Here is a 25,020-nt window from a genome sequence, read left to right as displayed (position 1 = left end):
CGCGCGGCGAATGGTGGCGCTGTTGATCGATGGCCTACGCTTCGGTGCGAAGCGGTGAGCTGTCCAACGAAGGGACGTTCGTCACGAGCCTAGGCAGAGCCACCTCGCCCAAGCGGCCTTGTGTAGGGTTTCTGTTCCGTTGATACTCAGACCCAGATGTTGGTAGAGTGCTTCCAGGCGCGTTTCCGGTTAGCGCCCGCTACTCCGACTTAGCGCCCGCTTACTCCGACGGCGCGGGAACGGCGAAGGCATTCAGGATCGTGCAAGTTCCCCCATAAGCAGCCGCCAGAAAAGCCAGAGCGATCAAGCCCTCACGCCCGAACGCCGCTTCCGCGCTGGCATAGGCGGCATCGCTGACGGCCCGGTCGCGCGTCAACTCAAGCGTGAACCGCTGCGCCGCACGCTCGTCATCGGCTAACCCGTCGTGCGGCTCACCTGTGGCGAGCGCGGCTATAATCTCGGGCGTGAACCCGACGCCTGCCGCGACCGTACGATGGGCGTAAAGCTCGTAGGCCGATCGACAAACAGCGTCGACTGAGAGGATTACCACCTCGCGCACCTGTTTCGACAGCGGAGTTGCCTGCTCCTCCGCTTCGTGGAAGTCGATGAACCCGCCGCCGATGGTCGGCGCGTAGAGCAAAGCGTTGAACGGGCCGATCAGCTCGCCCGCCTCGGTCCGGCTCGTAAACGGCGACGCGCTGCCCAGCCGCCCCCCGGCAAGCCGGTCGTAGAGTGCTCGCGCTTCGGGTCCGAGGCTTGCGGGAGGTAGCAGCGGCAGGCGGCCGCCCAGCCCGGGAGCGTCCATCAGCCTTGCCCCTTCATGCGCGTGTCGAACCCCGTCTTGGGATCTACCGTGCGGCCGTAGGCCCACCAGTTCTCCCAAGGAACTTCGGTAATCGCCATGAGCAGGTCCTCGCGGCGGAGGCCCGAGCGTTTCGTCACCTCGTCCGCAACCGCCTCGAAGAAGCGCTCCTTCATTTCCTTGGGCCGCGTGTTGAAGAAGAAGTGGATGAACATCATGTCCTCGCTGCGAGGCACGCCAAAATAGTTGCGATCGTAGATCATGTTACCCGGCTTGTGTTCGTTGAAGAACTGGTCCCAGGTGTCCTCCGGCACGCCGAGCACGTCCATCATCGCGGTGTGGATGCCGGCCGACACGGCCTTCTTGTATGCCGCGTCCCTTCCCTCGTGCATCTGAATATATACCATGGGCATAGCCGAAACTCCTTCATTGGGCAGCGATGGAGCCGAGCTAGGCCGTCCGCGTTGACCCAGGAAGAGCCGGTCTTGTCCTAGTATAGACCTATACCAGTCAGGAGCATGCATGGGCGGCAACAAGCCATTGGGCGATTTCCTGCGGTCCCGCCGTCACCGGCTCGATCCCGTCGTGCTAGGTCTTGCCGGCACACGGCGGCGTCGCACGCCTGGGCTTCGGCGCGAGGAGGTCGCTGACCGAGCCGGGATCAGCAGCGAATGGTACGTCAAGCTCGAGCAAGGGCGCCAGGTATCGGCATCGGCCGCGACGATGGCGGCGCTTGCGCGAGCGCTCGTCCTCGACGCCACCGAAACGGCTCACCTGCACAAGCTGGCTACGTGGAGTTCCGCCGGGGCGTTCGCCCGCGAGACCGTGCCGGAGATCGTCGCCACCATCGTCAGGAGCTTGCCCGAGCCTGCCTATGTCACCGGGCTGCGCTGGGACGTGCTGGCGTGGAACGCCGCAGCCGACGAGCTGTTCGGGTTTACGTCCATGAGCGAGGGCGAGCGTAACATTCTTCGTTACATGCTGACGACGTCCCATGCCCGGGCGCTGTTCGGCAACGATTGGGCCCGAGAGGCAGAGCGGATGGTCGCCCTGTTCCGCGCAACCTACGATCAGCGTGCGGGCGATCCGGCGTTCGAGGAACTGGTGTCGGCCCTGAGCGCGGCATCCGACACGTTCCACGGCTGGTGGTGCTCTCACCGGGTCACCTCTTCATCGGCTGGCAGCAAGACGCTGCACACCACCGACCGGAAGGAGGCGATGTACCTCTATGCCAGCTTCCAGGCGAATGACGATCCTGCACTAAAACTGGCTCTTTACACCCGTCGACACGCTGGCCGACTTGGGACGCCAAGCTGACGGTTGCTTCCGCGATACTATCGTATTCGGGAGCACGTGCCCGAGGCCGGCACCCCATGGCACGCCCGTGCCCGTTACCGACCTGAACGGATGACCGAAGCTGGGGAGCCGAAAACAACCCGCTAGGGGCCGACTATGCGTCCTCTAGGCAGTAAGCTAAATTCAGAGCCGCGGGTCAGATTTGGGAGGGAGCGGACAGTTCGTGGCGAACGGCAAGGGGTTGCGCCGTCCTCAAGTTGTCGACAATCTGATGTTGTCACAAGCAGAGGGGGGTGGTTGACGATGCGAACGGGCCTCGTGAGTCTGGTAGTCACCGCTGCGGGGTTGTTGGCCTGATGGCGACAGGTCAGGCAACTACGCGGGCATGCACACTGGTCGAGGAACCAGGGCCGGCCTGCCTGATCGCTCGGCAACGAGTATCTCGGCTGCCGGGAGGCAAGGTTTACTGCCACATAGACCGCTTCTCATCTGCCGATCTCGCCAGAAAAAAGCAGGTCTGCCCAGGAGCACGGTGGTCGAGGCACTCAAGGCAAGGTGGCTTTTTACGGTTTCTGGTGCGAGCTGGCGGGCCGAAGGCGGTAAGCGCGTTGCGGAGATCGGCCCGCTCCCCGTCCCACCCGCAGCGAGTTACCAGGCCGAGTATCTCCGATCCGTCTTCGCTCCAAGCGCAACAGCGCCGTTGCACGGCTATTCCGGGCCGGGAGCTTTTTACGCCGTTGATGGCGACACTTGTCTGGAGACGCCTGGCGGCGCGCAGATCGGCCGCGGGCCGGGCAACAGCCAGTGGTGAAAGCCGGTCCTCCTATGCTGCAATGGCGATCGGCAAAGTGCCGCGGCGAGGCTTTGCCCTGATCCTGCAAGATGCCGGCGCGCCGTCTACGATCCTGACGCAAGCCTGGCGGCCGACCGGATTGTGCGCTCGGCAGCTCTCGGCGGATCAGACACAAGCGGCTGCACCGATGTGATTAACGGAGAAGAGTGAACGAATGGAGCGCCGATCAGTCTTGGCCTTGCCGATCGCGGCGTTAGTTGGCGCCACGGCAGCACGCGCTTCCAGCGCTGCGCTCTCTCGCGTAAACGCAGATCGTCTACAGGCAGATCCAGCCGCCCGGACGAAGTTGCCGATCGCGGTCGTAAGTTCCGGCGATGACAGGGAGGGACGAAAGCATCAGATCGGCGTTAGCGCTACAACTTACAAAGTGGTCACTAGCGACACCAGGGGGGATCTGTTTGTTATCGAACAGGCCAACCAGCGTCGTGGTGGGCCTCCGCTGCACGTTCATCAGGGCGAGGATGAACTCTTCTATGTCTTGGAGGGCGAGTACCTGGTCCAAGTAGGCGACAAGCGGTTCTCCCTCAACACAGGGGATTGCGTGCTGGGTCCTCGTGGCGTGCCGCACGCCTGGGCCTATGCAGGGTCTACCATAGGCCGTCTGCTCTTAAGTTACGCTCCCGCCGGCAAAATGGAGGCCTTCTTCAATGCGTGGGAGCAGCTCGGCTTTACCCCAGGCGGCTATTCCAAGGAGAAGGACGCAGCCTTGTTGCGGTTTTATGGTATGGAGCGTATTGGTCCGCCGATCCAGCTTTGAGCGCGCTTACTGCGATAGCGACGATCCACCGCTGTGGCGGTGAGACCTTCATGAACAAGCGATCGCTGTTGGGAAGCCGAACACTTTTTGCCAGTGGCCAGGTATGGGTCTGGCCCGGCACACCAAAGCGCTCCATTCCGCGGCGACGTTGACGGGCCTTAATAGGTAACGCACCTTGAATCGTTGATGGTTCGGACCATCCTCTTTCCCGCCGAGTTGCTAGGCGCGTCGACCGAATTTGCAGCATGCTGCGACAGGGCGACAATGTTGGCGCTGAATTAGAAGCGACGCTGAAGCTGCTCGCCAGCTTGGAACCCGGCTACGTCGCCAGGGCAGACGGGGAGTTCGCGAGCGCCGCCGGCTTGTACCGTCAGCCGCTACAATCCCTGTTTGGCAGGCTGTTGTCGCCGCGCTTCAGTGACGCCGAGCAGCTGCTCCGGGTGCTAGGCCTCGAGTACCTCTTCCTGTTTCAGCGGGACGGCCAGCCCTGCGAGGCCGCGCTCCTAAAGACCACGGCGGGCATGCCTACTCCGTTCCTGTTCGTGCAATCCTTTGGCGACTGAACGTTTTTCGCCGCAGGCTTGAACTATCGGCGTATCGGCGAGGTGATCCGCTATGCGCTTACAATGCCGCGATGTCCGGCTTCGATTGGCGCGATCGTCGGGTCTTCCGGCATTGGCTCCGTCGTGCAGCCCGCGCGGGCGATGCTGATGCCCAGCAACAGCGACGCCGTTTTGAGACGCGGCTTCCGCACAGCGCTGCTCGCGAGGTTGGTAGGTGTTGGTAGCGGAAGGACTACGACTTAGAGCCCGTTTCAAATCTCATGCGTAGCGAGCTTTGCGTCGAGAGAGCAGCATGGCTGATGCGGCGTAGAGGAAGGCTGGCGAGCTTGCGGACGATCTCGATGTTGACGGCGGCCGCCATGGCGACGCGCGGGCTGGCATAGGCGCTGTCGGCGTAGGCGAGCTTCACGAACGGGTGGCGGCCGCGCGATAGCTTGAGCAGGGACACGGCGCCGTCGCGGTCCTGCACGTCGGCAGGATGGACGAGGAGTTCGAGCGTCCGGCCATCGGTGTCGACCATGGCGTGGCGCTTGCGGCCCTTCACCTTCTTGCCGGCGTCATAGCCGCAGGGACCGCCGGCTTCAGTGGTCTTGACGCTCTGACTGTCGATCACGGCCGCAGACGGCATCGGCTCACGCCCGACCCTGGCCCGGTCCATCTGGACGAGCTGGTGGTTCAGCCCCTCGAACCCGCCAGCGTTGCGCAGCTCCCCGAACCAGCGGTAGACGGTGCGTCAGGGCGGGAAGCTGTCGGATGGCAGCCGCCAGGGGCAGCCCGCCCGCAGGACGTAGAAGATCGCGTCCAGCACTTCGCGCCATTGCCATCGACGATGCCGTCCCCGGTTGCACGGCTTTGGTAGGAGCGGCCACGATCGCCCACTCCGCGTCGGTCAGATCACTTCCATAGCGATCGGGTCCCACACGATGTCTTCCAGGTCTGGTCTCGCAACCGCCCGGAACCACAGCGGAACCCGATCGCCCACCGTTACGTCAGCGTTCTGAAACGGCCTCTGAGCTGCGTCTTCACTCCCATACGCCCTGCGTCCGCTGAGCGTCACCGACGATATTGTTTGTGTGAGCGCTTATTAACCTCCGCCACAACCATGAATGGATGTCGGAAATTGGAATCCGGCGAAGTGGGTTGGAACGGCCGCAACTGGGTCAGATCGCCCGCAATCGTTGCCGCTCGTCCTCTGTGGCCCGTTAGCTGCTGGCTGGCTGCCGCGAGATGCCGGCCGGCATTCAGGCGCCGTGAACGCCCGGCGGCACGCGATGGGGGATGCGGATCATCGCGACAGGCGGCGCCTCGACGCCTGCGCGTCGAATATCTCGAGCGCGGTCGATCGGCCGTCGCCTCGATCACGAGCCCCATCAGCCAGCCCTCGTCTTCGGCGACTTCCGTCATAGCCGGCACGAACACGAACTTGCCCGCAATCCGCCCCGGCCCGAAACGGTGCGCCTTCCGCTTGCCGGTGACGAGATCATGCTTGAGGAGCGGCGCTCGGCAACGAGGTGTCGGTCATCTGATCGGGCAGGCCGTGCGGCTGCTCGTCGGGTCCGAAACCGTCGGCGACGAACAGGCGGTCATAGGCGACAATGTCGATCGTCACGCGCCCGTCGGGTAGGTCGAAGGCGTTGGCGTGATGGAAGATGAGGCAGGGATCGATCGGCACCAGACGATGTCCTCGGCCTCGCCCTTACGCGCCAGCAGGCTGATCCTCGGCCGATGCCTGCCGTTCCAGCGATAGGGAAGTGGCCCGCGAGCACCACCCGCATCGGAAGCGTCAGCGGAAGATCGAGGACAACGACGTAGCGGCCGGTGATCGCGCAGTCGTGGATGAGCGGGTCATGCTCGACGGAATGACGATGCTGCGCCGTACACGGCCGTCGGGATCGACGACATTGTAGCGCACCCGTCTCGGATCGGCCGCCTCGTAGCAGAGCGCGTGGAGCTCGCCCGTCGCCGGGTCACGTTGAAAGAGCCGGAGAGCGTGCCGGAGAAATGGTCATAGTGCTGTCCATCCAGCTCGTCGTCGAAGCGCACCGGCGTGCTGCCCGCCTCGACCAGCGCCCAGCCGCAGCCGGCATGATCGAGCACGCTGGACGTGTCAAAGACGTGACGAGGTCCGGGCGAGGGCGCGAATCCGCGCCCTCGCCCGGACCTCGTCGGATCCAGCGGTCGCGAGACCACGGTGCGCAGCCGTCGCGGATGCGGATCCCGTGCAGCATACCGTTGCCTACGAAGGAGTGGTAGCTTCGCGGATTGGGCGCCGTCGGGTTGGGTCCAATCCGTACGTAGCGCCGTCGAGCGCGGGCGAGATCCTGCCTCTGACTGAAGGCCATGGAGCGTAAGCTCCTCCGTCATCGGCTCGTGGGCGCCGTGAGCAGCGAATGCGGCGCATCGAGTGGCGGCAGTCGCCAGCGAAAGGCAGCGACAGTCGAGACGATCGGTGACAGCATCGCGCCGGTCGCGCGCTTGAGGATGCTCGGGGCTTGGCCTAGCACGGAACAGCGAATTCCAGAATTGGTAGGCCGATGCCGTACCATACCGCTGAACGCGGCAAGTCTCTGCGCCGCGTCAACCGCTCGGGCGGCTGTCGAGGTCGCCGGCCCGGCGCTCGTCGACATCGACATGGAGCCGTCTCGCCAGCGTGACGAGCGAGGTGGCGTAGGTTCGTCGCCGACCGGCGTAGCGCCGCAGCGCGTCCTCCTCGTCGGCGACACGGTAGCCCGCCGCCGCGAGCCGATCGCGATGTGCGCGGAAGCGCTCGGCGTCGGCGAACTCGGGATCGGCGCTCGTACTGGCGAACTGCCGTGCCATGTCGCCCAGCATCCGCGCACCGGTGCGCAGGACGAAGTGGGCGCCGGCGCGCGCGTGTGACGGCGGATCGGCGACGGTGCTGTCGAGGAGGGCGGCAGCGTCCATCACCGCGCCGAACGCCGCTAACCACTCGCAGCGGCTGTCGTTGGATCGGAAGAACAGCAGGATCGGAAAGGCACGATGGCTGATCGCGATGTCGGCCGCCCACAGCTCCCACGCCTCGAAGAACGGGCCGAGCCGATCGACGATCCCCTCGCCGGCGTAGGTCTCGAGGATGGCAATGCCGGCGGGCGGCAGGGTGACGTGGGACTCAAGCCTGAGCACGAGCGTCTCGCGCCGCCCGAAGCCGGTCTGGATCGAGATGAGGAAGGTCGCGACGACGGTGACGATTGCGAGCCCTGCGACCGAGCAGGTCAGCACTGCGAGGCGGGTGAGGTCGCCCGACACCGTGCCGACGATCCCGAGCGTCGAGAAGGCAGAGCCCGCCGCGTAAGCCGCATCGCCGAATGTCGCGAGGCTGGGGCGGAAGCTCGTGCGGTCGGCCCAGAACAGCATCCCAAACCCGAGGATGAGCAGCGCCGCCCAAACCACGAGCGTGAGCACCAGGATCAGCGGCGCGAGGCTGGCGCGGACTGTCTGGCGGAGATGATGCCCGCGGATGCGGCCGGCCATCGCCTGCCAACCGGCGAACAGCGCGCTGCCCAGCACCGGCCCGACTCGGAGCAACCGCGTGTTGGCGCGCGGCACGAGCAGCGAGCGGAAGATGTCGGCCGCTACCACGGCGATGACGAGGGCGCCGGCCGCGCCGATCAGACGATCCACCATGACGGACACTATGCGCGATCTCCGGCGACGCAGGTAGTCGGTGGATTCGGGCCCGGCGGCGGCCTGATCCTAGCCGCCGTCCCGCCGCGGCAGCGTCGCGAACGCCGTTAGCCCCGCCGCCACCGCCAGACAGGCTGCCAGCAGGGCGGCGGCGTGGAAGGCGCCGGCGAGCTCGGTCCCATGCTCGACCATGACCGCGCTCGCCAGCGCGGTGGCGACGAGGCCACCGGTTCGAGCGATCGCGCTGTTGAAGCCCGAGGCAGTGCCGGTGTGGCGGTCGTCAACCGACGACAGCACGGTAGTGGTGAGCGGCGCCACCGCGCCCGCCATGCCCAGCGCGATCACCGCGATCCCCGGCAGCACGCCGGTCCAGTAGCCCGCCTGCGGGTCCGCCCGCGTCAGCAGCGCGAAGCCGAGCCCGGTGATGATCGGCCCCAGTGTCAGCGGCCAGCGCGCGCCGACGAGCGCGGTCAACCGGCCGGTCAGCCGCGAGGCCGTGCCGATCACGATCGAGAAGGGTAGCAGCGCAAAACCCGCCTGCGCCGGGCTGTACCCGCCGCCTACGATCAGCAGGTAAGGCAGCAGCACGAGCAGGCCACCGAGCGCGCCGTACAGCAGGAAGGTGAGCAGCGTTAGCCCGACGAACGATCGCGAGGCGAAAAGCGCAAGCGGCATCATCGCCCGGCCCTCGAGCCGCCGCTCGTGCAGCACGAACGCCACGAGCAGGACCACGCCGCCGCCCAGCCCCAGCCAGGTGTTCACGGACGCCTGATGGCGGCTCGACCACAGCGTGAGCGCCCAGATAAGCGTGCCGAGCGCCGCCGTCGCGAGCGCCGCGCCACGCCAATCGAGCGCGCCTTCGCCTTCGGCGCTCTCCTCGACATAGCGCCAGGCAGTCGCGATCGCGGCGGCCGCGATGGGGATGTTGAGGTAGAAGATCGCGCGCCAGCCGACCGCGCCGACAAGCCAGCCGCCGAACGGCGGACCCAGCGCACTAGCGATCGCGCCTGCCGCCGCCCACGTGCCGACCGCGTGGCCGCGCGCCTCACCCTTGAACGAGCTGCCGAGGATGCCGAGGCTGTTGGGCATCAGCATCGCCGCGCCGACGCCCTGCAACGCGCGCGCCGCGAGCAGGACCGGCAGCGTCGGTGCCGACGCGCAGCCGATCGACGCCAGCGTGAACAGCATGATTCCGCCGATCAGCACTCGCCGACGGCCGAAATGGTCGCCCGCCGCTCCGCCGAGCAGCAGCAGCGCGGACAGAGGCAGCAGATAGGCATTAATCACCCACGGCAGTCCGGCTGCCCCGCCGTGGAGGTCGCCACCGATCGCGGGGAGCGCGACGTTGGTCACCGATCCGTCCACGAACGCCAGGCTCGACGCGAGCATGGTGGCAGCGATCGTCCAGCCGGGATGGCGAACCGACCCTCCGTCGACGGCCTCGGCGTGCGCGCGATCGCAGGGGGTGGGTAGCGCGCTGCTCAAGATACCTTGCATGCTTGATGGCAGAACGCGGCGGCTGGGCACACCTTCAGCAGGTTCTACGAGCAAATGCACCGGTCCAAGTGACGCAGATGTACCGTCCCCAGCGTGAAATTGTTACTCAAGTCGCCTCAGCGCCGCACGACCGAGTTGCGACTGCCAACATTGCTCGCCGACACTCGCACCTGCGGTGGCGCGGCCCAGCTTACCGCGTTCCGGTTGCCGTTCACGGCAATCCGGCCGGGCTCGTCGAACCGTGCCGTCACCACGTTCGAGTTACCGTCTATCTGGATAGCGGAACAGTGAGTGAGCGTCAGGTGATTGCTATTACCCTCAAGAGTGAGCGCCTTGCCGCCACAATCGATCGAACGCGTCCTGCCGTTGGTCAAGATCGTTTGGCCGCCTAGTGTGCTGCCATGCGTCCGAACGCCATGCGATCGAACATCGGCGGTCGCGGTATGAACCCCAGACGAGTTGATCACGGTGTTGCCAGAGCGGATGCCGTCCGGCCCGATCGATGTTTGCGCCACCGCCGACGAGGCGATGAACAAGAACATGGCGAAGGCGGGAGTACGGTGAGTTGGCATGCTACTCTCCTCAATGCCAGAGACAGTGCCGTTCGCCTAGCAAGGTTCCCGGTGCCTGGCGAAAGTTGATCGCCAACGGCAGATCCTGAACGCACGTCCACTTTCGCGACACGCTTAATTTACGCCGACAGCGGGGTATGGGTTGTGGTCGCCTTCCCAAACCCCGTGTTTCGGGAACGCCGTGCCGTCCCGCTACTCCGTCTATCCAATGCAGTTTCGGGAGAGAGCAATTGGGAACAGGTTTTGGGACAACGACCTCCTATGACGGTGATCGGCGCCGACCGCCTTCTCACTGTGGGTTCCTTTGCGGGAGAGCAAGGTTGGCCGCTGTAGCCCGGGCCTTGCCGTTGCAGTGAGCCATTACCGCCCTGCAGCCGGCGCTCGTGTCCTCGCCTACTCGAGCCGGATCATGAGTGCGGTCATGCCGAATGCTGGCCGACGAACGTTCCAGAAGCTCGCCACAGCAAGCGAGCCGAGCATCGTAAGTGCAAGTCCCGACAAAGTGAGCAGGAGGCGCCAGACGGGCCGGCCGATCTCGCCGGCATGGATCGGATGTTCGAGCGTCGCCAGCGAGGCGGCACGGCTTGATTGCGCCGGTCCTACGATCCGGACCGACGATCCGCCCGCAGGATCGAACCCCAGCGACGCTCGGCCGTTCGTCAGCCAGTCGCCTGGCGGGCGGACGCGGATCACGAGCGGTTCTCCGGGCTTCGATGGCAGCGCAATCACGCGCACGATTGCACTGGGGAATGCGTCCCGCGCCGTCGCCAGCATTCGGTCCCAAGCAAGATGGGGCGAGAGCAGCGGGAAGACGCCTCCGGGCGTCGCGCGAAGCTGTTCTAGCCCAACGTTTGATCGCAGCCGCGACAGGGTGATCCTCTCGACCGGCTTCAACGCCATCATCGCCCCAGTAAGGAACGAGAGGGCCAGGATCGGCGCCACCAGGATGCGGACATCGCGATGATGACGGACAATTGCGGGGCGGCTGAGCCGGCGCGGCAGCAGGCGGGGGCTGAACGTTCGCCGTGTCCGCCACCAGAGCATCGTTCCCGTCGCCACGAAGAGCAAGCCCGCCAGGCCGGCGCAGCCAACCACCACCTCGCCCGCACCGCCCGACAGGAGGTGGCGGCGCAAGTCGAGCAGCCACAGCTCCGGCCGCTGCCACGGCTCCGACCAGTTCGCGACTGCCGTGCCTGTTTGATCGGCGTAGGCCCCCGCCCGACCGCCGGCGTAGACGACGCGGTAAAGCGACAATGAGTCACTCGGCAGGGCGAGCAGCGAGGGGCGCGGACCCGGCCCAGTAGCGGTAAGCAGGCGGGAGATGGCGCTCGCCGCGTCTCCGGGCGCAACGAGTCCGTCGCATGCGGCACCGTCCAGCGCAGCCAGGCGTCCCGGTAGAGCAGCAAGGTGCCCGTAATGCCCAGCAGAGCGAACAGCAGGCCGATAATGCCGCCTGCCCAGCGATGAACCAGCGCAAGAGTCCGCATCGCCTCAGATCGCGAGGCGGACGGTGCCCAGCACGCTGCGTGGCGCGCCTGGCACGTTGAGCAGCGGCGAGGTGCCGTGGCCGGAGATGATGTAGCGCTTGTTGGTCAGGTTGTAGACGTTGAGCTGGAGCCTGACCGGCCCGAACTCCGCCCATCCGAGCGCGTCGGCGTGTTCGCCGGATCCGCCCAGCGATCGCCGACGTAGTTGGCGCCGCCGCCGGTGCCGTAGTGGGTGGCGATCGTCTTGGTAAGGAAGGCGTTGGGCACGTACTTTTGAAACAGCGATGAGAGCTCGCCGATGCTGATACGGCCGTTCGAGGCGTTCGACGCTGATGCGCTTGCCGATCTATTCCACGCGTCCGTGCGCCAGGTCGGCATCCGGCACTACTCGCCCGAGCAGGTCGCGGCGTGGAGCCCGTCGCGGCCGGAGCCCGCGCGCTACATCCAGCAACCCCGGAGCTGGATGTAGCTGGTCGCAGTGGCCGAGCATGGCATTGTCGCCGGTTATGGCGAGCTGGAGCCGGACCGACACATTGACCACCTCTACTGCCGTCCCGACCGGCTCGGCACGGGCGTGGGCTCGGCCCTCTACGCCGGGCTGGAGGCCGCCGCGGAGCAGGCGGGCATCCCGTCCTGTTCGTGGAAGCGAGCGAGGGTGCCTGCCGCTTTTTTGCTCAGCGGGGCTTCAGGCTCGATGCCCGGAACGACTTCGTCCTGAACGGCGTGGCGCTCAACAATCATCGCACGTCGAAGCGGCTCGTCCCATGACTGGTCTAGCCGCAGGCGGCTGCCGCGTCGAGCTCGTGACGCAAGGAGCTGACGAGGTAGCGCGAGCAGTCCTGGACACCCTTCCCGAATGGTTCGGCCGGCCGGCGTCGCTGGACGCCTACGTGGTCGCCGCCGGCCCGCTACCGACTTTGGTGGCCCGCTCGGCCGACGGCCGGGCGGTCGGGTTCGCCACGCTCGAACGGCACACGCCCGTCGCCGCAGAGGTGCACGTCATGGGTGTCTCCCGGGCTGAGCACGGGCGGGGTCATGGGCGCCGCCCCGCTTGACGAGGCGGAGCGGCGCTTGGCGGCCGTGGGCATCCGCTGGCTGACGGTCAAGACGCTCGCCGCCTCGCATCCCGACCCGCACTATGCAAGGACGCGGGCCTTCTACGAGGCGATCGGGTTTCAGCCGCTGGAGGTGTTCCCGACTTTGTGGGGAGACGATACGCCGTGCCTGTTGATGGTGAAGCCGCTGCCCGCGGCGGGCCGGGCATGACCGGACCGGTCGAGGGTTCCGCGCTCGACCTGTACGACCGGCACGGCGCGACCTAGGCCGGGCTGCGCGGCGACCGAACGGCGGAGGGGGCGTGGTTCGACCGCTTCTGCGGCATGCTGCCTGCAGGCGCGGCGGTGCTGGACATCGGTTGCGGTTCCGGCGTGCCGGTCGCCCGCGAGTTGGTCGAGCGAGGCTTTGCCGTGACTAGGCTGGACGGGTCGGCCACCATGCTCGACCTGTTCCGCCGCAGCCTCCCCGGCAGCCCGGCGGTGCTGTCGGATATGCGCCGGCTCGCACTCGAGCGGCGGTTCGCGGGTCTGGTCGCGTGGGACAGCTTCTTCCATCTGCCGCCGGACGACCAGCGCGCCTGTGCCGCGGGACCCGAGCTGCAACCGAACTGTCTGGCTCGCGCGACAAGACGGGTAGACGCATCGCTGCCCGCGACGCTGCACCCGGCCGAACCGTCGGGTCGGTAGCCGGCGCACTGCCCCAAGGGAGCAGACGGGCAGCGCGCCGGCCGAGCCCCCACTTGAGCGCTCACCACTTGTAACGGTCGGTTACTGTCGACCTTTAGCCATCCGGAGACGCCATGACGCACCTGCCGCTTCGGCGCGCGCTTGCGAGCGCGCGGCAGTGACCGCCGTGTACCTCCTGCGCTGAACATCGAGTCTCGGCGCGCTGAGCGTCGCAGCGCTCTTTGTGAGGCCCGCCCTGCGAGCGTTCACGAAGAACGTGCGTCACCTCGATCCGATCTAGGCTCTGCTGTGCGGCGACCTCATCAACCGGGCTTGGTACGCATCCCCGCGCGCGGCTCGCCCGCCTGCTCGGCCTGGCGCTCGCCTACGATCGACGTGGGATCGAGCGCGTTCAGTTCCTCGCACCCGCGATGCTGCCGGCGATCCCCGGCTCGTGAACGATCTACCGCTTCTGAGGGGCTAAGCGGCCCGCCGCTGGCGAAGCCGGCGTCGGCTTGATCGGGTGGCAGGCGGCCTGCACGCCGCCCGCTTCGGCCTTCCGCAATCTTCAGCGGCTGCAACGCTCAAAAAAGCCGGCGGCTCGACCATCGGCGCTCGCCGATGTTGGGTCAAGGCGCCGCAGCTGCTCCAAATAGCGATCATTCACTCGGTCAAGATCGCTTTGGATCGATGCCAGATGCTCGGGCGTCAGCACGCCGCCATCCGCCGTCTTCTGCTGCAATGCTTGAGCGCGGATCTGGAAGATCCTTTCGTGGTAGGATTTGTCGGCGGCAATCGACTTCGGAGACGGCATTGTTAGAAACTGCGCACGCGCAGGTGCTGGAAGGCTGGCATCCAGCACCTGCGCGACGAGTGCGCTGGGGCTGATCAGGGCAAGAGCTGCAAGAGTGACGGACCGCATAGGTACCTCCTCATGTCAGGCGTACTACGACGCCGAGAACCGCTTTTGCATAGCAAATTAGGTGTCGTGGAGCGAGCGTACTGTCGAATGCTACGAACCCGGTCGCGCGGCACGCCCTCGCGCTTCGGGCTGGCCCAACTCAGCGCGCGTCTGCGCCAGGTCCGCGACCGGCTAGCGGACGTGACGATCGAGCAACTGCCCTAGGCGGCGATCGCGTTCTTGTCGGCGGGGTTGGTAGGCTCCAGCCGTAGCTCGATCGGTTCGCCCGGCTCGCACAGCAGGATCTCCGTCTGACGGTTGCCGGTCGGCTGACCTTTGGCCGGCGATTGTCGAAGCGCGCCTACAACCGCCATCGTCAGCTCGTCGAGCGGCATGGCGGGCCTGTCGGCGAGCGCCAGCCGACGGAGGCGCGCGATGTCGGCGCCCGTGCGCGCCACCGGCTTCACCGCGACCTCGTGGCGATCTTCAGCTTCGCCGCCCGGCCGTCGGTCGCCTCGACGGATCGTTCGAGCGCCTTGGCGATCTCCTGGAGCGATTGCTGCTCTGCCGTCATCCGGCGCAAGCCGTCGACATCCTCATCGTTCCAGGCCTCGCCCTGCCGCCCGCGCATCAGTAGCTCAGCCAGTCCGTCTCCGCGTCATCCACGACGCCATGCATGTCGCCGTCAGCTTGCATCTCGTTCAGCCGCGCGCGGACTTCGTCCGGGTCGCTCCTGCGGGGAAACTTGGGATCGCCCTTGGCGGCTGCCACCAGCTCGCCGATCGAGCCCTCGCGACCCTTCTGCGCCAGCAGCCACTCGGCGAACGTCTCGCCATGCTCGTTCGTCATCGTCACCTCCACGAATCGGTGTTGAGAACGTAGCAGGAACATCAGCTTCATAGGAGTCCGTCGAATTGGCAGCTACAGGCGTGTAGGGGAGGGGGCGTCCCGACGCAGGACGGCAGGCGGATTGTAGAACCATGGTACAATCCAAAGCATCCGAGTGAACGCGGTTCAAATTGACGGGCGATATCAAGGCGGAACAATGTCGCTGCGGCAGGCACCCTGTCCGCCACCGTGTCGCAAATTCAAAGCCATAATCGTCGAAGGTTACAAGCTCTTCCTTGAGCGAGTCCGCCGATCCTGAGGAGCGCGAGCATATCGACGCAAGCGACCAGGTGCGCGAGTTTCCGATCTACGAGGGCTACATGTCCCTCATCGAGCTAATTTTCTGCACAAACTTCGACATCGCCGTGTTTGCAGACCCTCCTAATTTTCGCCGAGGCATTATGCGCTGCATGCGAAAGTTGAGATCTGGGTCGAAAGCGAGGATTCACTAGCCGCTTGAAGAGAGATCATCCTCGTGTAGCGGCCTACCGATTAGAGCTGGCATGATGAGCGGGCTGGCCGCTTTAGCAGCACTATCGACTACGGTTGGTCAGATCCCAGCAGCATTGATCCGGTTCAGACAATGCTCGCTGCGGACAATTCTCGCGGAGCCTGTGCAGGAGGGTAAGCTTCGGACCTCATCCATTAACCATTCTGCCGTATGGCCACAGCACTGGCGGGCCAATTACGAGGTGAACGGGCTTGGCACTATCGTCCTTCAAGGTGCGCTCCGTGTTGGACAGGTTCATGGTTGACCTCCTTCGGTGCAGCGCGCCGACAGGCGACGCCGCGCGGCAACGGATCTTCGGTCGGCAGGTTGCTGCGACGGTTACAGCCGTGCGATGGATATCCTGGCTTTCGCTGCTCACGACATTCGGGCTCACCGTGCTGTTCTGGCGCACCGCGAACACACCCGCGCTGCTGGTCGGGGAGATCGCAGATACTGCGGTTGGGATCTGGTCCATCTTGCGTCTGCCGCGCGCCGTTTCGATTGCGGCAGCGCCCGGCGTCGCGCGAACGCTCACGGTATTGGCGTTCCTGCACGGCAGCAGCTGGTCAGTCCTGACATCGTCATTCATGGCCGAGGCCGACACCCAAACGGCCATGTTCGTCACATCGCTGCAGGTCGGTATGATCAGTGTTGGGTTCGTGCTCTACCTGAACTTGCCCATAGCGTTCCTCGCCTTCACGGTTCCGATTTTTGTACCGCTGCTTACCGCGTTCGGTGTGCCGAGCGGCCGACTGTTCGCGATGTACCCACTGCTTGCAGCATTGCTCGGGATCCTGTGTTTCTTTGCGGTCGAGCAAAGCCGTCTGTTCGTGGCATCGGCCGAAGCGACGACGCAGCTCCATCAGGCCCACGCTGACCAGCAAGCCATACGTGATGCCGCAGAACGCAACGCAGCAGAGCAACGGGCAGCCGCAGCCCACCAGGAGGCTGAGAGCATACGCAGAGCCGAGAAAGCTCGCCGCGCTCTGATGATCCGCCTCGCCGAGCGGTTCGAGGATAATGTGGGTTCGATGCTGGAGGCGCAATCCGTCGCCATGGCTACATTGGACGAGACCGCCGGAAGATTGTTCGCGGCAGTCCACTCCTCGGCCGATGCTGTCGCCCATGCATCACAGCGTACGCAGAACACGTCTGGCGCCATCACGGCGTTGATGACCATCACGTCGGAGTTGGTCGACAGCACCGCAGCGATCCAAGGTCAGGTGGAGGAGCATACTGTCTTCAGCAACGAGGTTCAGCGCATGACGGCGACCAGCGCGGGCGAAATGCAGACGATGGCTCAGGAGGCAAGCCAGACGCGCGGCATCGCCAAGATCATTGGCAATCTTACGGCTCAGACTCAGCTGCTCGCGCTAAACGCCACCATCGAAGCCGCGCGGGCGGGCGAGGCCGGCCGCGGCTTCGCGGTGGTCGCCTCAGAAGTGAAGTCGCTCGCACAACGTGCCGGCGAGGCGACCGGCCGGGTGGCCGTGCAGACAGACGGTATCGTCGCGCGCATCGATGCGACGGTGGCCCATATCGAAGAGATTACAACGCGCTTCGGGGATGCTGTGCACATTGCCAACGCCATAGCGGCATCGATTCATCAGCAGGGCAACGTAGCGGATGAAATCCGCAGGCAGACTTCGCTAATGGTAAGCAACAGCGATGATCTGCAAACGAGGATGTCGGTCGTCGCTGACAATGCCGACGTGGTGAATGAAATGGCGCACAACGTCACCGCCACCTCCCGCCAGGTTGCGGAGCGCGCTGGCCATTTACGCGACGTCGCTGATGCGTTTCTTGCGGAACTTCGAGCAGCCTGAGTGTAGCATTTACTACAGCGCTCCTAGAGTTGCTGGTTCTTGCGTGGAGACGATGCTCTCTCTCGTGCAGGCGATCGACAGAACTTGCGTTGCATTTGACTATACGACTGCCAGATCGCAAGCGTCCCTATGAGCTCTTCGCCTGGTGTTTTGCCATGCTTCTGCCATACGAACAGCGCCGCCTCCTCTACATGCGGAGCGGCTTGCACGATGCGGAGGTGGACCTCCCCGAGACGTATAGGTTGTCGGCGTAGTACGTCGCCCGCTTCTCATCCTCGGTAATGCAGAGGGTCGCGAGCTGCCAGAAGACGACCAGGTACTCGGTTGGCTTCTCTCGGAATGCCATGGCGGGCTGTTGGACCGCCGGGCGGTCACAAGCTGCTCATAGAAGCTGGGCATGAGTTTTTGCATGTCTCCTCCCTCATCCACGAGAGGGCCGTGCCGAGTGGAAAAACGCCCGCGTGTGTAGGCGCAACGCCTCGCCGACTGGCGAGCTGGCAGCGCCTATCCCGGCTGGCGCCTTTTTCTCGGCGTCGCTAATCCGCGGTCGAGATCCAATGAGCGGCTGGTTCCGAAGAGCGCTTCGGACGCGCTGGACCTCGCGTTGTGAGTCTTTAGCTGCATGCGGAAGATGGCGTGCACCGAGACGCGGGTGCATGATGATATCGCTCTGGTCGCACAGGCCGGGATCGAGGCGGCCATTGCCGCCGCTTTGGGATGTCCACGGACACTAAGAAGGCTTGCCTGCGCCCGGGGGCTGACGGAACGCTGGCGGAACTGCGGTAGAGGCTCGCCTCCGCCTCGATCCAATGGTGCTGCACACCGGCCTCGCGGTAAGCTTCTAGGCCCGCTGGAGGCCCGTGTCGGTTCAGGCTGCAAGCAGCGCCGCTCCGCGCGAGATCCAGCTCGACAGGTCGGCTTCGCTCAGAGGCCGTGAGAAGAAGTAACCTTGCAACTCGTCGGCTCCCGCCTCGATCAGGAAGTCGCGCTGCTCGGGCGTCTCCACGCCCTCCGCCGTAATTCGAATACCCATCGAGTGGCCGAGCTGGATAACAGCGGTGATGATGGCGGCGGACTCGACGCCCCGGCCAAGCCCGGCCACGAACGACTTGTCGATCTTGACACGATCCACCGCCACGCTGTGCAGGTGGCGGAGGGAGGAATAGCCGGTGCCGAAATCGTCGAGTGCGAGGTGCAGCCCGGCGGAGCGCAGCTGATCCAAGGGCACGATCGCCTGCCCCGTCGACTCGAAGAGCGCGGTCTCGGTGACCTCGAGTTCTAGACGCGCCGGATCGACGTCTCCGTCCGCCATGAGCGTCAGCAGGCGCGGGGCGAAGTCCGGATCGCGCAGCTGCGCCGGAGACAGGTTCACCGCGACCGACAGCTCGGGCCAGCGCCGCGCAAACGCCAGCGCCTCCGCCATGACCCAGTCACCCAACGGCAGGATGAGGCCAGTCTCCTCCGCGATCGGCACGAATATGTCGGGCGGCACCGCCCGCTCGCCGATCCGCCACCGCAGCAGCGCCTCCACTCCGGTCGCCTTTCCCGAACGATCCATCTTCGGCTGGTAGGCGAGGCTAAAATCCCCGAACGTCACGACTGCGTCGCGCAAGGCCTGCTCGATCTCGGCGCGGCTCCTGACCTCCGTCTCGAGTTCGGCGCTAAACACCCGGTAGCCGCCTCGGCCGTTCGCCTTCATCGTGTAGAGAGCGATGTCCGCGCGGCGCATCAGGTCGTCGCTTTCCCCGTCTCCGTCGCCGGTGCTGGCTACACCAATGCTGACGCCGACATGTGCCTGTCCGTTCGCGATCGCGAAAGGCGGCTTCACCGCATTGATGACGCGTCGACAGAGCGTCTCTGCCGCGCTGGTTCCGAGGTCGCCCGCCTCGATCAGCGCCGCGAACTCGTCGCCGCCAAGACGCGCGACAACGGCGCCCGGCGGGCTCACTTCCAGCAGCCTGCCGGCGAACTGGCGCAGCAGCGCGTCGCCGGCCTGATGCCCGAGCGTGTCGTTGACCTGCTTGAAACGATCTAGGTCCATGTAGAGAACGAAAGCTGGCGATCCATTTCTGAAGACAGCCTCAAGCGAGCGCGCGAAGCGGACGCGGTTCGGGAGGCCGGTCAATTCGTCGGTGATCGCGGTGCGCGCGATCGCCGCGTTCTGGTCCGCCAGCGAGCGGATGCGCGCATAGGCCGCGAGGGACGAGCTGATCGCGAAGCCGATGCAGAAGAGCAATCCGATTTCGAACAAGGCCTGGTCGGTACCCGACAGCACGGGATGCACGATCGGCATGGCGACCATCGTCGCGACCATGACCGAATTGCCGAGCAATACCGCAACGTAGGATTGGAACACGAAGCGCTGCGTGTAGAGCAGCTGCCCGACCCACAGCGCCACGGCGACGACCTTGTCCTCGGCAGCCGGCGTGAACCAGAACATCGTCCCCAGTGCCGCCCAGGCCGGCATCGTCACCGTGCCGGACAGCACATACCACGTCATCTCGCGTCCGGTCAGGTCGCGCGCCATTGCCGGCTTGGTCGAGAACCACGTCCAGGCCTCGCAGATCAGTACCGCACCGAACCAGAGTGCGGCGAGGCGTACCCCGATCTTGCTCACGCTCAGCACAGCGAGCACGACCGCTGCTGGCGGGCGGTAGCGCCCAGCAAGGTGCTGGAGCCGTGCGACGTCGCTGACGTCGCGGATCGGCATCAGCGAACCCATGGACCGAGTCAGCGACGTCACTCCCCCAACCTCGCGGCTCGCGCGGTCGCGGCCGGCAACTCGAGTGAAGCGCGGCGCGCCAGCTCGCTATCGTCGATCTGGTTGGGGTGGAAGCCAGGTCGGTACCAGCGCATGTAGCCTGGAGCCATGCAGGTCAGGACGCCGCCTCGGCCCAGAAAGTAGCGGCTCGCGCGTCGCCAGGGCAATCGCCGCTGCGGATCGTCTTGCGCGAAGAGGTCACCCATGTTCTTGGCGACGACGGCGAGCAGCACCCGCGTCGCCTCGAGCATCGCGCGGATGCGGAACGCGTAGCGGTGCCGCCGCTTCCAGTCCCGCGTGACGGCAAGAAAGACGTCGAACGCGACCGCTTTATGCTCGATCTCCTCAAGCGCATGCCAACGCCAGAGAGCGCGGATCTCCGCCGATGCGGCTCCGACCCTTTCCTCGTGCGTCAGGACGTCGTGCGCGAAGACGGCTGTGAGATGTTCGAGCGCCATCGTGAGCCCGAGCTGGCGCAATGGTGACATCGCCCGGAATGGCGCCAGCACAGCGCGCGTCCGCTCGGTCATCTTCACCGTCTCATAGCCGGTGGCCGCGACGAGCTTATTGAAGGCCAGATGCTCGCGGGTGTGCAGCGCCTCCTGGACCACGAACGCGTCGACGGTCGCGCCGAGATCCGCGTCGAGCTCGGCCCGGAAGCGTCGGACGCTGTCGATAAAGAACTTCTCGCCTAGCGGGAAAGTCGCCGAGAGCGCCGACAGGAAGACGCTCGCGACCCGGTCTCCCCCGACATACCAGCGCGCGGTGATCGGTGTGCGTGCCAGGCTGAGGTCGCGCGCTGGCAGCGCGGAACTCGCCGGCAGCATGCTGTTTGCAGATACTCGCATCGGCGATCGTGATAGCCACCTATGTTGAGCAAAATATTACCGCTTATCCCCGTCACCCACCTAAGCGTTAGCGGTTCCACGCCGACCTAAGGAGCGCGAGACAGGCGTTATGATCTAGCACTACTTTGGCATTTTTGTAGTTGAGGTTGTCGCAAGCGGCTTATTGCAATGGGGGCAGTGTGTCGGTGGCGGTCGTGCGAAGATGTCGAGGATGGCCTGCCTGACGGCCGGCATGCTCGGTTGCGGTGGTGGTCCCCCGACTCTTTTTTTTCCGTCCCGCGGCGGTGAGGCGGCGGGACTGGAGGAAGGCGTAGGCGATCATCGTCATCAGAGTGTGTCGGTGCAGTCCGGTCCATGATCGGCCCTCGAAGTGGTCGAGGCCGAGTTCCTCCTTGAGCTGCTGATGCGCCTGCTCGCAGATCCACCGTGCCTTGATGGCGCCAGCGAGCGTCCTGATCGGCGTGTCGGGCGGCAGGTTCGAGAGGTAGTATTTGCGCTCGCCGGTCGAGCGATGCTCGCCGACGAGCCAGACCTCCTCGCCCGGCAGATGCTGGTTGCCCATGTCACGGATGCGCTGGGTCGGACCGTCGGCCACGCGCACGCGCAAGGCCGCGAAGCGGGCGGTCAGCCGCCCTTTCGTACCGCGCCGCCAGCTGACCCGTCGCCATGGCTGCCCGGCCAGCAGCGTCTCGGCAGCGACGGACTTGCTGTCGGGGATATGGTGCTGGCGAGGCCGGCCGTGGCCTGCGACCGGGAAGATCATCGCGACATCGGCCACATACACCTTCTGCCGGGCAGGGATGCCGACCGCCCAGGACAGGCCACGCTCGCTCAGCGCCTGGCGGAACGGCGCGCTCATCCCGTAGCCGGCGTCCGCGAGCACGCAGCCGAAGCGCACACCCGCGGTCCTCACCCGGTCGATCTCCTCGATGGCGATCTCCGGCTTGGTCAGGGCGGCCTGACGGTCGGCGGGAACCCTCGCCTTCGCCAAGCGCGTGGGATCGCCGGTCCAGCTCTCCGGCAGGAACAGGCGCAAGCCCACCATCACCGGCACCTCGCGTGATGCCAACGTCACCGACACCATCGTCTGGCAGTTCGCGTTCTTGCCCAGAGACGAGGCATATTGCGGCGCCACACCGACAGAGTGCCGACCCTTCTTCGGCATGGCGGTGTCGTCGATGACGAGGAAGGCTCCGACGCCACCCACCAACCGGTCGGCCTCGCTCAGCAGCGCCGCCTCGAGCGGTGCACTGTCCCAGACACCCGCGGCGACGAAGTGGTGGAGCTGGTCATAGCCGGCCTCACCGCCACGAGCGGCCATCGGTTGCACGCTCTTGCGATCGCCGGGACCGATCAGACCAGCGACATACTGCGGACACATCCTGCGTCGCGCTGGATGCGACAGCCCCGCCAGGAACGGCTCAAGCCATCGCTCCAGATCGCTTCGCCAGCCCTCGTCCACCACCATCGCCATCGATCCGTCAGCCTACACTGACACACGAGAATCAACGACGATCCCAGCCGGCTCCTCTAACCTGCCAAAGTAGTGCTAGGTGGAGGGACGCGCCGACGTAGCTAGAGCGCACAGTATCTCCCACGCGGCAGAACACCTCCGTCGTTAGCCGGATATCCTCACCAACCCGGCCACCGGCTGCTACCCGCGCCAGGCGTAATCCGAGGGTGACGCCGTCGCGGGTGGTCACGGGAGTGACGATGCTTCCGGGCGGCATCCCGCGCTGCGGACAGAGTAACGTCCGGGTACTTGCCCAGCGCCAGCTTCCGCTCGACGCCGTGCATCCGGCACTTGAGCCACCAGAGCTTCTCGCCGGCCGACGTCACCAGGAGGTATAGGCCGCCACCGTCCGCGAGCTTGTAATCCCGATCCTTCGGCTTCACCGCCCTGACAGCCGTGTCGGTAAGCGCCTTTCCAGCCTCCGCGCGAAAGGCCCCCGTAGAGGCCGCCGATCCGCGCCGGCTGTAGGCGAACAAAGGCGAACGTCCACAACCAGCTTGTGGGCTAAAGTGCTAAAAATCCGTGGTTTCATCGACCGCTGGCGCGCGTCGGCGAACAGCAAAATGGTGCCCAGGAAAGGACTCGAACCTTCACGGCCTTGCGGCCACTGGCACCTGAAGCCAGCGCGTCTACCAATTCCGCCACCTGGGCAGGTGCTCGGGGTAGCGGGCGGATAGCGGGGGCCCGCGAAGCTTGTCAATGGCGGCGCCAGCGCGGTCGTGGCGCTTGTGTTCGCCGCCGGGCTTGGGCAGAGCGGCGCCCGTTCGGCTGGGATGTGGAGCGCGATGACGGAGCTGGTGACGCTGTTCGGCGGCGGCGGGTTCGTCGGGCGATACGTCGTGCAGGCGCTCCTGCGGCGCGGGCGACGCGTGCGCGTCGTCGGCCGCGACCCGCGCCGCGCCTTCTTCCTGAAGCCGCAGGGCGGGCTCGGCCAGATCCAGTTCGTCGCGGCCGACGTCACGAGGCCGCGCTCCGTAGAGCGCGCGGTGGCCGGCAGCGACGCGGTGGTGAACCTGGTCGGCGTGCTCTTCGGCCGCTTCGAGGCGATCCACGTCGAGGGCGCGCGCAACGTCGCCGAAGCCGCGCGGGCGGCGGGAGCCCAGGCGTTCGTCCACGTCTCCGCCATCGGCGCCGATCCCGGCTCGCCCTCGGCTTACGGGCGCAGCAAGGCGGCAGGAGAGGCGGCGGTGCGCGATGCGTTCGATGGCGCCGCGATCCTGCGCCCCTCGGTCGTGTTCGGGCCCGAAGACGACTTCGTCAACCGCTTCGCGCGGCTGATCCGGCTGGCGCCGATCGTGCCGGTGCTGGGCGGCGGCGCGCGCTTCCAGCCCGTCTACGTCTCCGATGTCGCGCAGGCCGCGGCGCTCGCCGCGACGGAGCCGCAGCGCTTCGCCGGCCGCACCTTCGAGCTCGGCGGGCCCGAGATCGTCACCATGGCGGGGCTGAACCGCCGCATCGCGACGATGATCGGCGCCAAGCGCGGTTTCCTGGAGCTGCCGGATGCCGTGGGCGAGATGATCGCCAAACTCGGCTTCCTGCCCGGCGCGCCAATTACCACCGACCAGTGGCGGATGCTGCGCCGCGACAGCATCGTCACCGAGGGCTTCGACGGATTGGCCGCGTTCGGCATCGAGCCCACCGCGCTAGACGCGGTGGCTCCCGATTGGCTCGTCCGCTACCGGCGGCAGGGCCGCTTCGGCGCGGAGCGGCGCGCGCCCTGATCTCTTCTCCTGCCAGCGGGACGTAACGGCCATGATGATCCTCCAGCCCGTCCTGCTCGGCATCGTCGAGGGGGTGACCGAATTCCTGCCGGTCTCCTCCACGGGGCACCTGATCCTTGCGGGGGCGCTGCTCGGCTACGATCAGACGAAGTGGGCGACGTTCGACATCGTCATCCAGCTCGGCGCGATCCTGGCGATCGTCGTGCTCTACTGGCGCACCTTCTGGACGGTGATCGCGGGCGCACTGAAGGGGCAGGCGGGCGCATGGCGGTTCATTCGCAACATTGTTCTAGCTTTCGTCCCGGCCGCCGTGATCGGCTTGGCGCTCCACAAGAAGATCGAGGCGCTGCTCACGAAGCCGGCGCTGGTATGCTGGGCGCTGATCCTAGGCGGCGTCGCGATCCTGGTCGTCGAGAGCCTCGCGAGGCGGACGCGGGCGACGGGCGTCGCGGACGTGCCGGTGCCTACCGTGCTGGGGATCGGCTTCATCCAGTGCCTGGCGATGATCCCCGGCGTCAGCCGATCGGGCGCGACGATCCTGGGCGCGCTGTCGCTGGGCGTCGAGCGGCGGACGGCGGCGGAGTTCAGCTTCTTCCTCGCCATCCCGACGATGCTCGGCGCGACGGTGGTGGAACTTGCCAAAGGTGGCGTGGGGGTCTCTTCGGCGCCGGGCGCGGTCGGCTGGCCCGAGATCGCGCTGGGCTTTGTCGTGTCGTTTCTGGTGGCGCTCTTCGTGGTGCGCGGCTTCGTGGATTTCGTGTCAAGAAAGGGATTCGGTCCCTTCGCCTGGTATCGGATCCTCGCGGGAGCTTCGGCTCTCGTCTGGCTCGGTTTGCGATAGGTCCGGATCGGCTGCTCTGATGAGCGGAGTATAGGTGA

The 25,020-nt window shown here is 65.9% G+C and carries 27 protein-coding genes, 1 tRNA gene and 2 pseudogenes; 10 read left to right on the top strand and 20 right to left on the bottom strand.

The genetic code is table 11. The features are described 5' to 3' along the window. Positions 1–220 precede the first annotated feature (220 nt). Both ACOFKX_RS03415 and ACOFKX_RS03410 read right to left on the bottom strand, forming a co-directional pair. Positions 221–805 carry a carboxymuconolactone decarboxylase family protein gene (locus ACOFKX_RS03415; protein WP_419825683.1) on the bottom strand — a complete coding sequence of 195 codons (585 nt, stop codon included), beginning with the start codon at positions 803–805 and terminating at the stop codon, positions 221–223. Then, complete coding sequence (locus ACOFKX_RS03410; protein ID WP_419825682.1) at positions 805–1,209, bottom strand: tautomerase family protein; 405 nt, start codon at positions 1,207–1,209, stop codon at positions 805–807. Before ACOFKX_RS03410 ends, ACOFKX_RS03415 begins: the two co-directional genes overlap by 1 nt. A gap of 115 nt (positions 1,210–1,324) precedes the next feature. Here ACOFKX_RS03410 and ACOFKX_RS03405 point away from each other — a divergent pair, with 115 nt between their 5' ends. The 3 genes from ACOFKX_RS03405 (at position 1,325) to ACOFKX_RS03395 (ending at position 4,271) form a co-directional block, all read left to right on the top strand. After that, positions 1,325–2,119, top strand: coding sequence for a helix-turn-helix domain-containing protein (locus tag ACOFKX_RS03405; protein ID WP_419825681.1), 795 nt, complete (start codon positions 1,325–1,327; stop codon positions 2,117–2,119). 1,004 nt (positions 2,120–3,123) lie between these two features. Further along, a complete protein-coding gene (locus ACOFKX_RS03400; protein ID WP_419825680.1) occupies positions 3,124–3,708 on the top strand; it encodes a cupin domain-containing protein in 585 nt (194 codons plus the stop codon). 245 nt (positions 3,709–3,953) lie between these two features. Beyond that, complete coding sequence (locus ACOFKX_RS03395) at positions 3,954–4,271, top strand: hypothetical protein (protein WP_419825679.1); 318 nt, start codon at positions 3,954–3,956, stop codon at positions 4,269–4,271. A gap of 325 nt (positions 4,272–4,596) precedes the next feature. Here ACOFKX_RS03395 and ACOFKX_RS03390 read toward each other — a convergent pair. From ACOFKX_RS03390 to ACOFKX_RS03350, 9 genes and pseudogenes are all read right to left on the bottom strand, one after another. Continuing rightward, positions 4,597–5,191, bottom strand: a pseudogene (locus tag ACOFKX_RS03390) (IS5 family transposase); the annotation flags it as partial. A 133-nt stretch (positions 5,192–5,324) separates the two neighbouring features. Further along, a complete protein-coding gene (locus ACOFKX_RS03385) occupies positions 5,325–5,705 on the bottom strand; it encodes a hypothetical protein (RefSeq protein WP_419827332.1) in 381 nt (126 codons plus the stop codon). 46 nt (positions 5,706–5,751) lie between these two features. Continuing rightward, positions 5,752–5,943, bottom strand: coding sequence for a hypothetical protein (locus ACOFKX_RS03380; RefSeq protein ID WP_419825678.1), 192 nt, complete (start codon positions 5,941–5,943; stop codon positions 5,752–5,754). A gap of 905 nt (positions 5,944–6,848) precedes the next feature. Beyond that, positions 6,849–7,916 carry a hypothetical protein gene (locus ACOFKX_RS03375; RefSeq protein WP_419825677.1) on the bottom strand — a complete coding sequence of 356 codons (1,068 nt, stop codon included), beginning with the start codon at positions 7,914–7,916 and terminating at the stop codon, positions 6,849–6,851. Between the two features lie 69 nt (positions 7,917–7,985). Further along, entirely contained in the window at positions 7,986–9,401 is a 1,416-nt protein-coding gene (locus tag ACOFKX_RS03370; RefSeq protein ID WP_419825676.1) for an MFS transporter, read from the bottom strand. Positions 9,402–9,529: 128 nt separating this feature from the next. Continuing rightward, positions 9,530–9,985: a DUF3060 domain-containing protein gene (locus tag ACOFKX_RS03365; protein WP_419825675.1), complete on the bottom strand. Its 456-nt coding sequence runs from the start codon at positions 9,983–9,985 to the stop codon at positions 9,530–9,532. Positions 9,986–10,378: 393 nt separating this feature from the next. Continuing rightward, a complete protein-coding gene (locus ACOFKX_RS03360; protein ID WP_419825674.1) occupies positions 10,379–11,239 on the bottom strand; it encodes a PepSY-associated TM helix domain-containing protein in 861 nt (286 codons plus the stop codon). A gap of 59 nt (positions 11,240–11,298) precedes the next feature. After that, a pseudogene (locus ACOFKX_RS03355) lies at positions 11,299–11,472 on the bottom strand (PepSY domain-containing protein); the annotation flags it as partial. 105 nt (positions 11,473–11,577) lie between these two features. After that, entirely contained in the window at positions 11,578–11,739 is a 162-nt protein-coding gene (locus ACOFKX_RS03350; protein WP_419825673.1) for a hypothetical protein, read from the bottom strand. A 31-nt stretch (positions 11,740–11,770) separates the two neighbouring features. Here ACOFKX_RS03350 and ACOFKX_RS03345 point away from each other — a divergent pair, with 31 nt between their 5' ends. From ACOFKX_RS03345 to ACOFKX_RS03330, 4 genes are all read left to right on the top strand, one after another. Then, entirely contained in the window at positions 11,771–11,941 is a 171-nt protein-coding gene (locus tag ACOFKX_RS03345) for a hypothetical protein (RefSeq protein ID WP_419825672.1), read from the top strand. A gap of 9 nt (positions 11,942–11,950) precedes the next feature. Then, a complete protein-coding gene (locus tag ACOFKX_RS03340; protein WP_419825671.1) occupies positions 11,951–12,190 on the top strand; it encodes a GNAT family N-acetyltransferase in 240 nt (79 codons plus the stop codon). A gap of 317 nt (positions 12,191–12,507) precedes the next feature. Continuing rightward, on the top strand, positions 12,508–12,738 hold the full coding sequence (locus ACOFKX_RS03335) for a hypothetical protein (protein ID WP_419825670.1): 231 nt from the start codon (positions 12,508–12,510) through the stop codon (positions 12,736–12,738). Positions 12,739–12,872: 134 nt separating this feature from the next. Then, complete coding sequence (locus tag ACOFKX_RS03330) at positions 12,873–13,214, top strand: class I SAM-dependent methyltransferase (RefSeq protein ID WP_419825669.1); 342 nt, start codon at positions 12,873–12,875, stop codon at positions 13,212–13,214. Between the two features lie 547 nt (positions 13,215–13,761). Here ACOFKX_RS03330 and ACOFKX_RS03325 read toward each other — a convergent pair. The 4 genes from ACOFKX_RS03325 to ACOFKX_RS03310 all read right to left on the bottom strand — a co-directional run bounded on the left by ACOFKX_RS03325 (position 13,762) and on the right by ACOFKX_RS03310 (position 14,943). Beyond that, the gene (locus ACOFKX_RS03325; protein WP_419825668.1) at positions 13,762–14,115 is read right to left on the bottom strand and encodes a hypothetical protein; all 354 of its coding nucleotides are present in this window, start codon (positions 14,113–14,115) and stop codon (positions 13,762–13,764) included. A gap of 200 nt (positions 14,116–14,315) precedes the next feature. Beyond that, complete coding sequence (locus ACOFKX_RS03320; protein ID WP_419825667.1) at positions 14,316–14,561, bottom strand: hypothetical protein; 246 nt, start codon at positions 14,559–14,561, stop codon at positions 14,316–14,318. Beyond that, positions 14,558–14,725, bottom strand: coding sequence for a hypothetical protein (locus ACOFKX_RS03315; protein WP_419825666.1), 168 nt, complete (start codon positions 14,723–14,725; stop codon positions 14,558–14,560). The genes ACOFKX_RS03320 and ACOFKX_RS03315 overlap by 4 nt, the downstream gene beginning before the upstream one ends. Next, on the bottom strand, positions 14,725–14,943 hold the full coding sequence (locus ACOFKX_RS03310) for a YozE family protein (protein ID WP_419825665.1): 219 nt from the start codon (positions 14,941–14,943) through the stop codon (positions 14,725–14,727). The genes ACOFKX_RS03315 and ACOFKX_RS03310 overlap by 1 nt, the downstream gene beginning before the upstream one ends. Before the next feature lie 786 nt (positions 14,944–15,729). On the opposite strand from ACOFKX_RS03310, the gene ACOFKX_RS03305 reads away from it, so the two are divergent. After that, complete coding sequence (locus tag ACOFKX_RS03305) at positions 15,730–17,298, top strand: methyl-accepting chemotaxis protein (RefSeq protein ID WP_419825664.1); 1,569 nt, start codon at positions 15,730–15,732, stop codon at positions 17,296–17,298. Positions 17,299–18,166: 868 nt separating this feature from the next. Here the strand turns inward: ACOFKX_RS03305 and ACOFKX_RS03300 are convergent. The 5 genes from ACOFKX_RS03300 to ACOFKX_RS03280 form a co-directional block, all read right to left on the bottom strand. Beyond that, positions 18,167–20,008 (bottom strand): putative bifunctional diguanylate cyclase/phosphodiesterase, encoded by a 1,842-nt coding sequence (locus tag ACOFKX_RS03300; RefSeq protein WP_419825663.1) that lies wholly within the window; start codon positions 20,006–20,008, stop codon positions 18,167–18,169. A gap of 29 nt (positions 20,009–20,037) precedes the next feature. Continuing rightward, positions 20,038–20,907 (bottom strand): metal-dependent hydrolase, encoded by an 870-nt coding sequence (locus ACOFKX_RS03295; RefSeq protein WP_419825662.1) that lies wholly within the window; start codon positions 20,905–20,907, stop codon positions 20,038–20,040. A gap of 160 nt (positions 20,908–21,067) precedes the next feature. After that, positions 21,068–22,375 carry an IS701 family transposase gene (locus tag ACOFKX_RS03290; RefSeq protein WP_419827331.1) on the bottom strand — a complete coding sequence of 436 codons (1,308 nt, stop codon included), beginning with the start codon at positions 22,373–22,375 and terminating at the stop codon, positions 21,068–21,070. 164 nt (positions 22,376–22,539) lie between these two features. After that, entirely contained in the window at positions 22,540–22,896 is a 357-nt protein-coding gene (locus ACOFKX_RS03285) for an Arm DNA-binding domain-containing protein (RefSeq protein WP_419825661.1), read from the bottom strand. 88 nt (positions 22,897–22,984) lie between these two features. Beyond that, a tRNA-Leu gene (locus tag ACOFKX_RS03280) sits at positions 22,985–23,071 on the bottom strand. A gap of 134 nt (positions 23,072–23,205) precedes the next feature. Between ACOFKX_RS03280 and ACOFKX_RS03275 the strand changes: the two genes are divergently transcribed. Together ACOFKX_RS03275 and ACOFKX_RS03270 are read left to right on the top strand one after the other, a co-directional pair. After that, a complete protein-coding gene (locus ACOFKX_RS03275) occupies positions 23,206–24,141 on the top strand; it encodes a complex I NDUFA9 subunit family protein (protein ID WP_419825660.1) in 936 nt (311 codons plus the stop codon). A gap of 31 nt (positions 24,142–24,172) precedes the next feature. Continuing rightward, positions 24,173–24,982, top strand: coding sequence for an undecaprenyl-diphosphate phosphatase (locus ACOFKX_RS03270; RefSeq protein WP_419825659.1), 810 nt, complete (start codon positions 24,173–24,175; stop codon positions 24,980–24,982). Positions 24,983–25,020: the final 38 nt, after the last annotated feature.

It is taken from the genome of Sphingomonas sp. (assembly GCF_965200105.1).
Classification (GTDB): Bacteria; Pseudomonadota; Alphaproteobacteria; order Sphingomonadales; family Sphingomonadaceae; genus Solisphingomonas.
This window is presented reverse-complemented; position numbering and strand designations above follow the sequence as displayed.

What these genes read in the sequence shown, in the direction of transcription:
- ACOFKX_RS03275 (WP_419825660.1), top strand. Translation starts at nt 23,206, where the DNA reads ATGACGGAGCTGGTGACGCTGTTCGGCGGCGGCGGGTTCGTCGGGCGA.
- ACOFKX_RS03405 (WP_419825681.1), top strand. Translation starts at nt 1,325, where the DNA reads ATGGGCGGCAACAAGCCATTGGGCGATTTCCTGCGGTCCCGCCGTCAC.
- ACOFKX_RS03290 (WP_419827331.1), bottom strand. Translation starts at nt 22,375, where the DNA reads ATGGTGGTGGACGAGGGCTGGCGAAGCGATCTGGAGCGATGGCTTGAG.
- ACOFKX_RS03310 (WP_419825665.1), bottom strand. Translation starts at nt 14,943, where the DNA reads ATGACGAACGAGCATGGCGAGACGTTCGCCGAGTGGCTGCTGGCGCAG.
- ACOFKX_RS03395 (WP_419825679.1), top strand. Translation starts at nt 3,954, where the DNA reads ATGCTGCGACAGGGCGACAATGTTGGCGCTGAATTAGAAGCGACGCTG.
- ACOFKX_RS03305 (WP_419825664.1), top strand. Translation starts at nt 15,730, where the DNA reads ATGGTTGACCTCCTTCGGTGCAGCGCGCCGACAGGCGACGCCGCGCGG.
- ACOFKX_RS03300 (WP_419825663.1), bottom strand. Translation starts at nt 20,008, where the DNA reads ATGCCGATCCGCGACGTCAGCGACGTCGCACGGCTCCAGCACCTTGCT.
- ACOFKX_RS03295 (WP_419825662.1), bottom strand. Translation starts at nt 20,907, where the DNA reads ATGCGAGTATCTGCAAACAGCATGCTGCCGGCGAGTTCCGCGCTGCCA.
- ACOFKX_RS03365 (WP_419825675.1), bottom strand. Translation starts at nt 9,985, where the DNA reads ATGCCAACTCACCGTACTCCCGCCTTCGCCATGTTCTTGTTCATCGCC.
- ACOFKX_RS03410 (WP_419825682.1), bottom strand. Translation starts at nt 1,209, where the DNA reads ATGGTATATATTCAGATGCACGAGGGAAGGGACGCGGCATACAAGAAG.
- ACOFKX_RS03375 (WP_419825677.1), bottom strand. Translation starts at nt 7,916, where the DNA reads ATGGTGGATCGTCTGATCGGCGCGGCCGGCGCCCTCGTCATCGCCGTG.
- ACOFKX_RS03325 (WP_419825668.1), bottom strand. Translation starts at nt 14,115, where the DNA reads ATGCGGTCCGTCACTCTTGCAGCTCTTGCCCTGATCAGCCCCAGCGCA.
- ACOFKX_RS03415 (WP_419825683.1), bottom strand. Translation starts at nt 805, where the DNA reads ATGGACGCTCCCGGGCTGGGCGGCCGCCTGCCGCTGCTACCTCCCGCA.
- ACOFKX_RS03270 (WP_419825659.1), top strand. Translation starts at nt 24,173, where the DNA reads ATGATGATCCTCCAGCCCGTCCTGCTCGGCATCGTCGAGGGGGTGACC.
- ACOFKX_RS03315 (WP_419825666.1), bottom strand. Translation starts at nt 14,725, where the DNA reads ATGCGCGGGCGGCAGGGCGAGGCCTGGAACGATGAGGATGTCGACGGC.
- ACOFKX_RS03345 (WP_419825672.1), top strand. Translation starts at nt 11,771, where the DNA reads ATGCTGATACGGCCGTTCGAGGCGTTCGACGCTGATGCGCTTGCCGAT.
- ACOFKX_RS03335 (WP_419825670.1), top strand. Translation starts at nt 12,508, where the DNA reads ATGGGCGCCGCCCCGCTTGACGAGGCGGAGCGGCGCTTGGCGGCCGTG.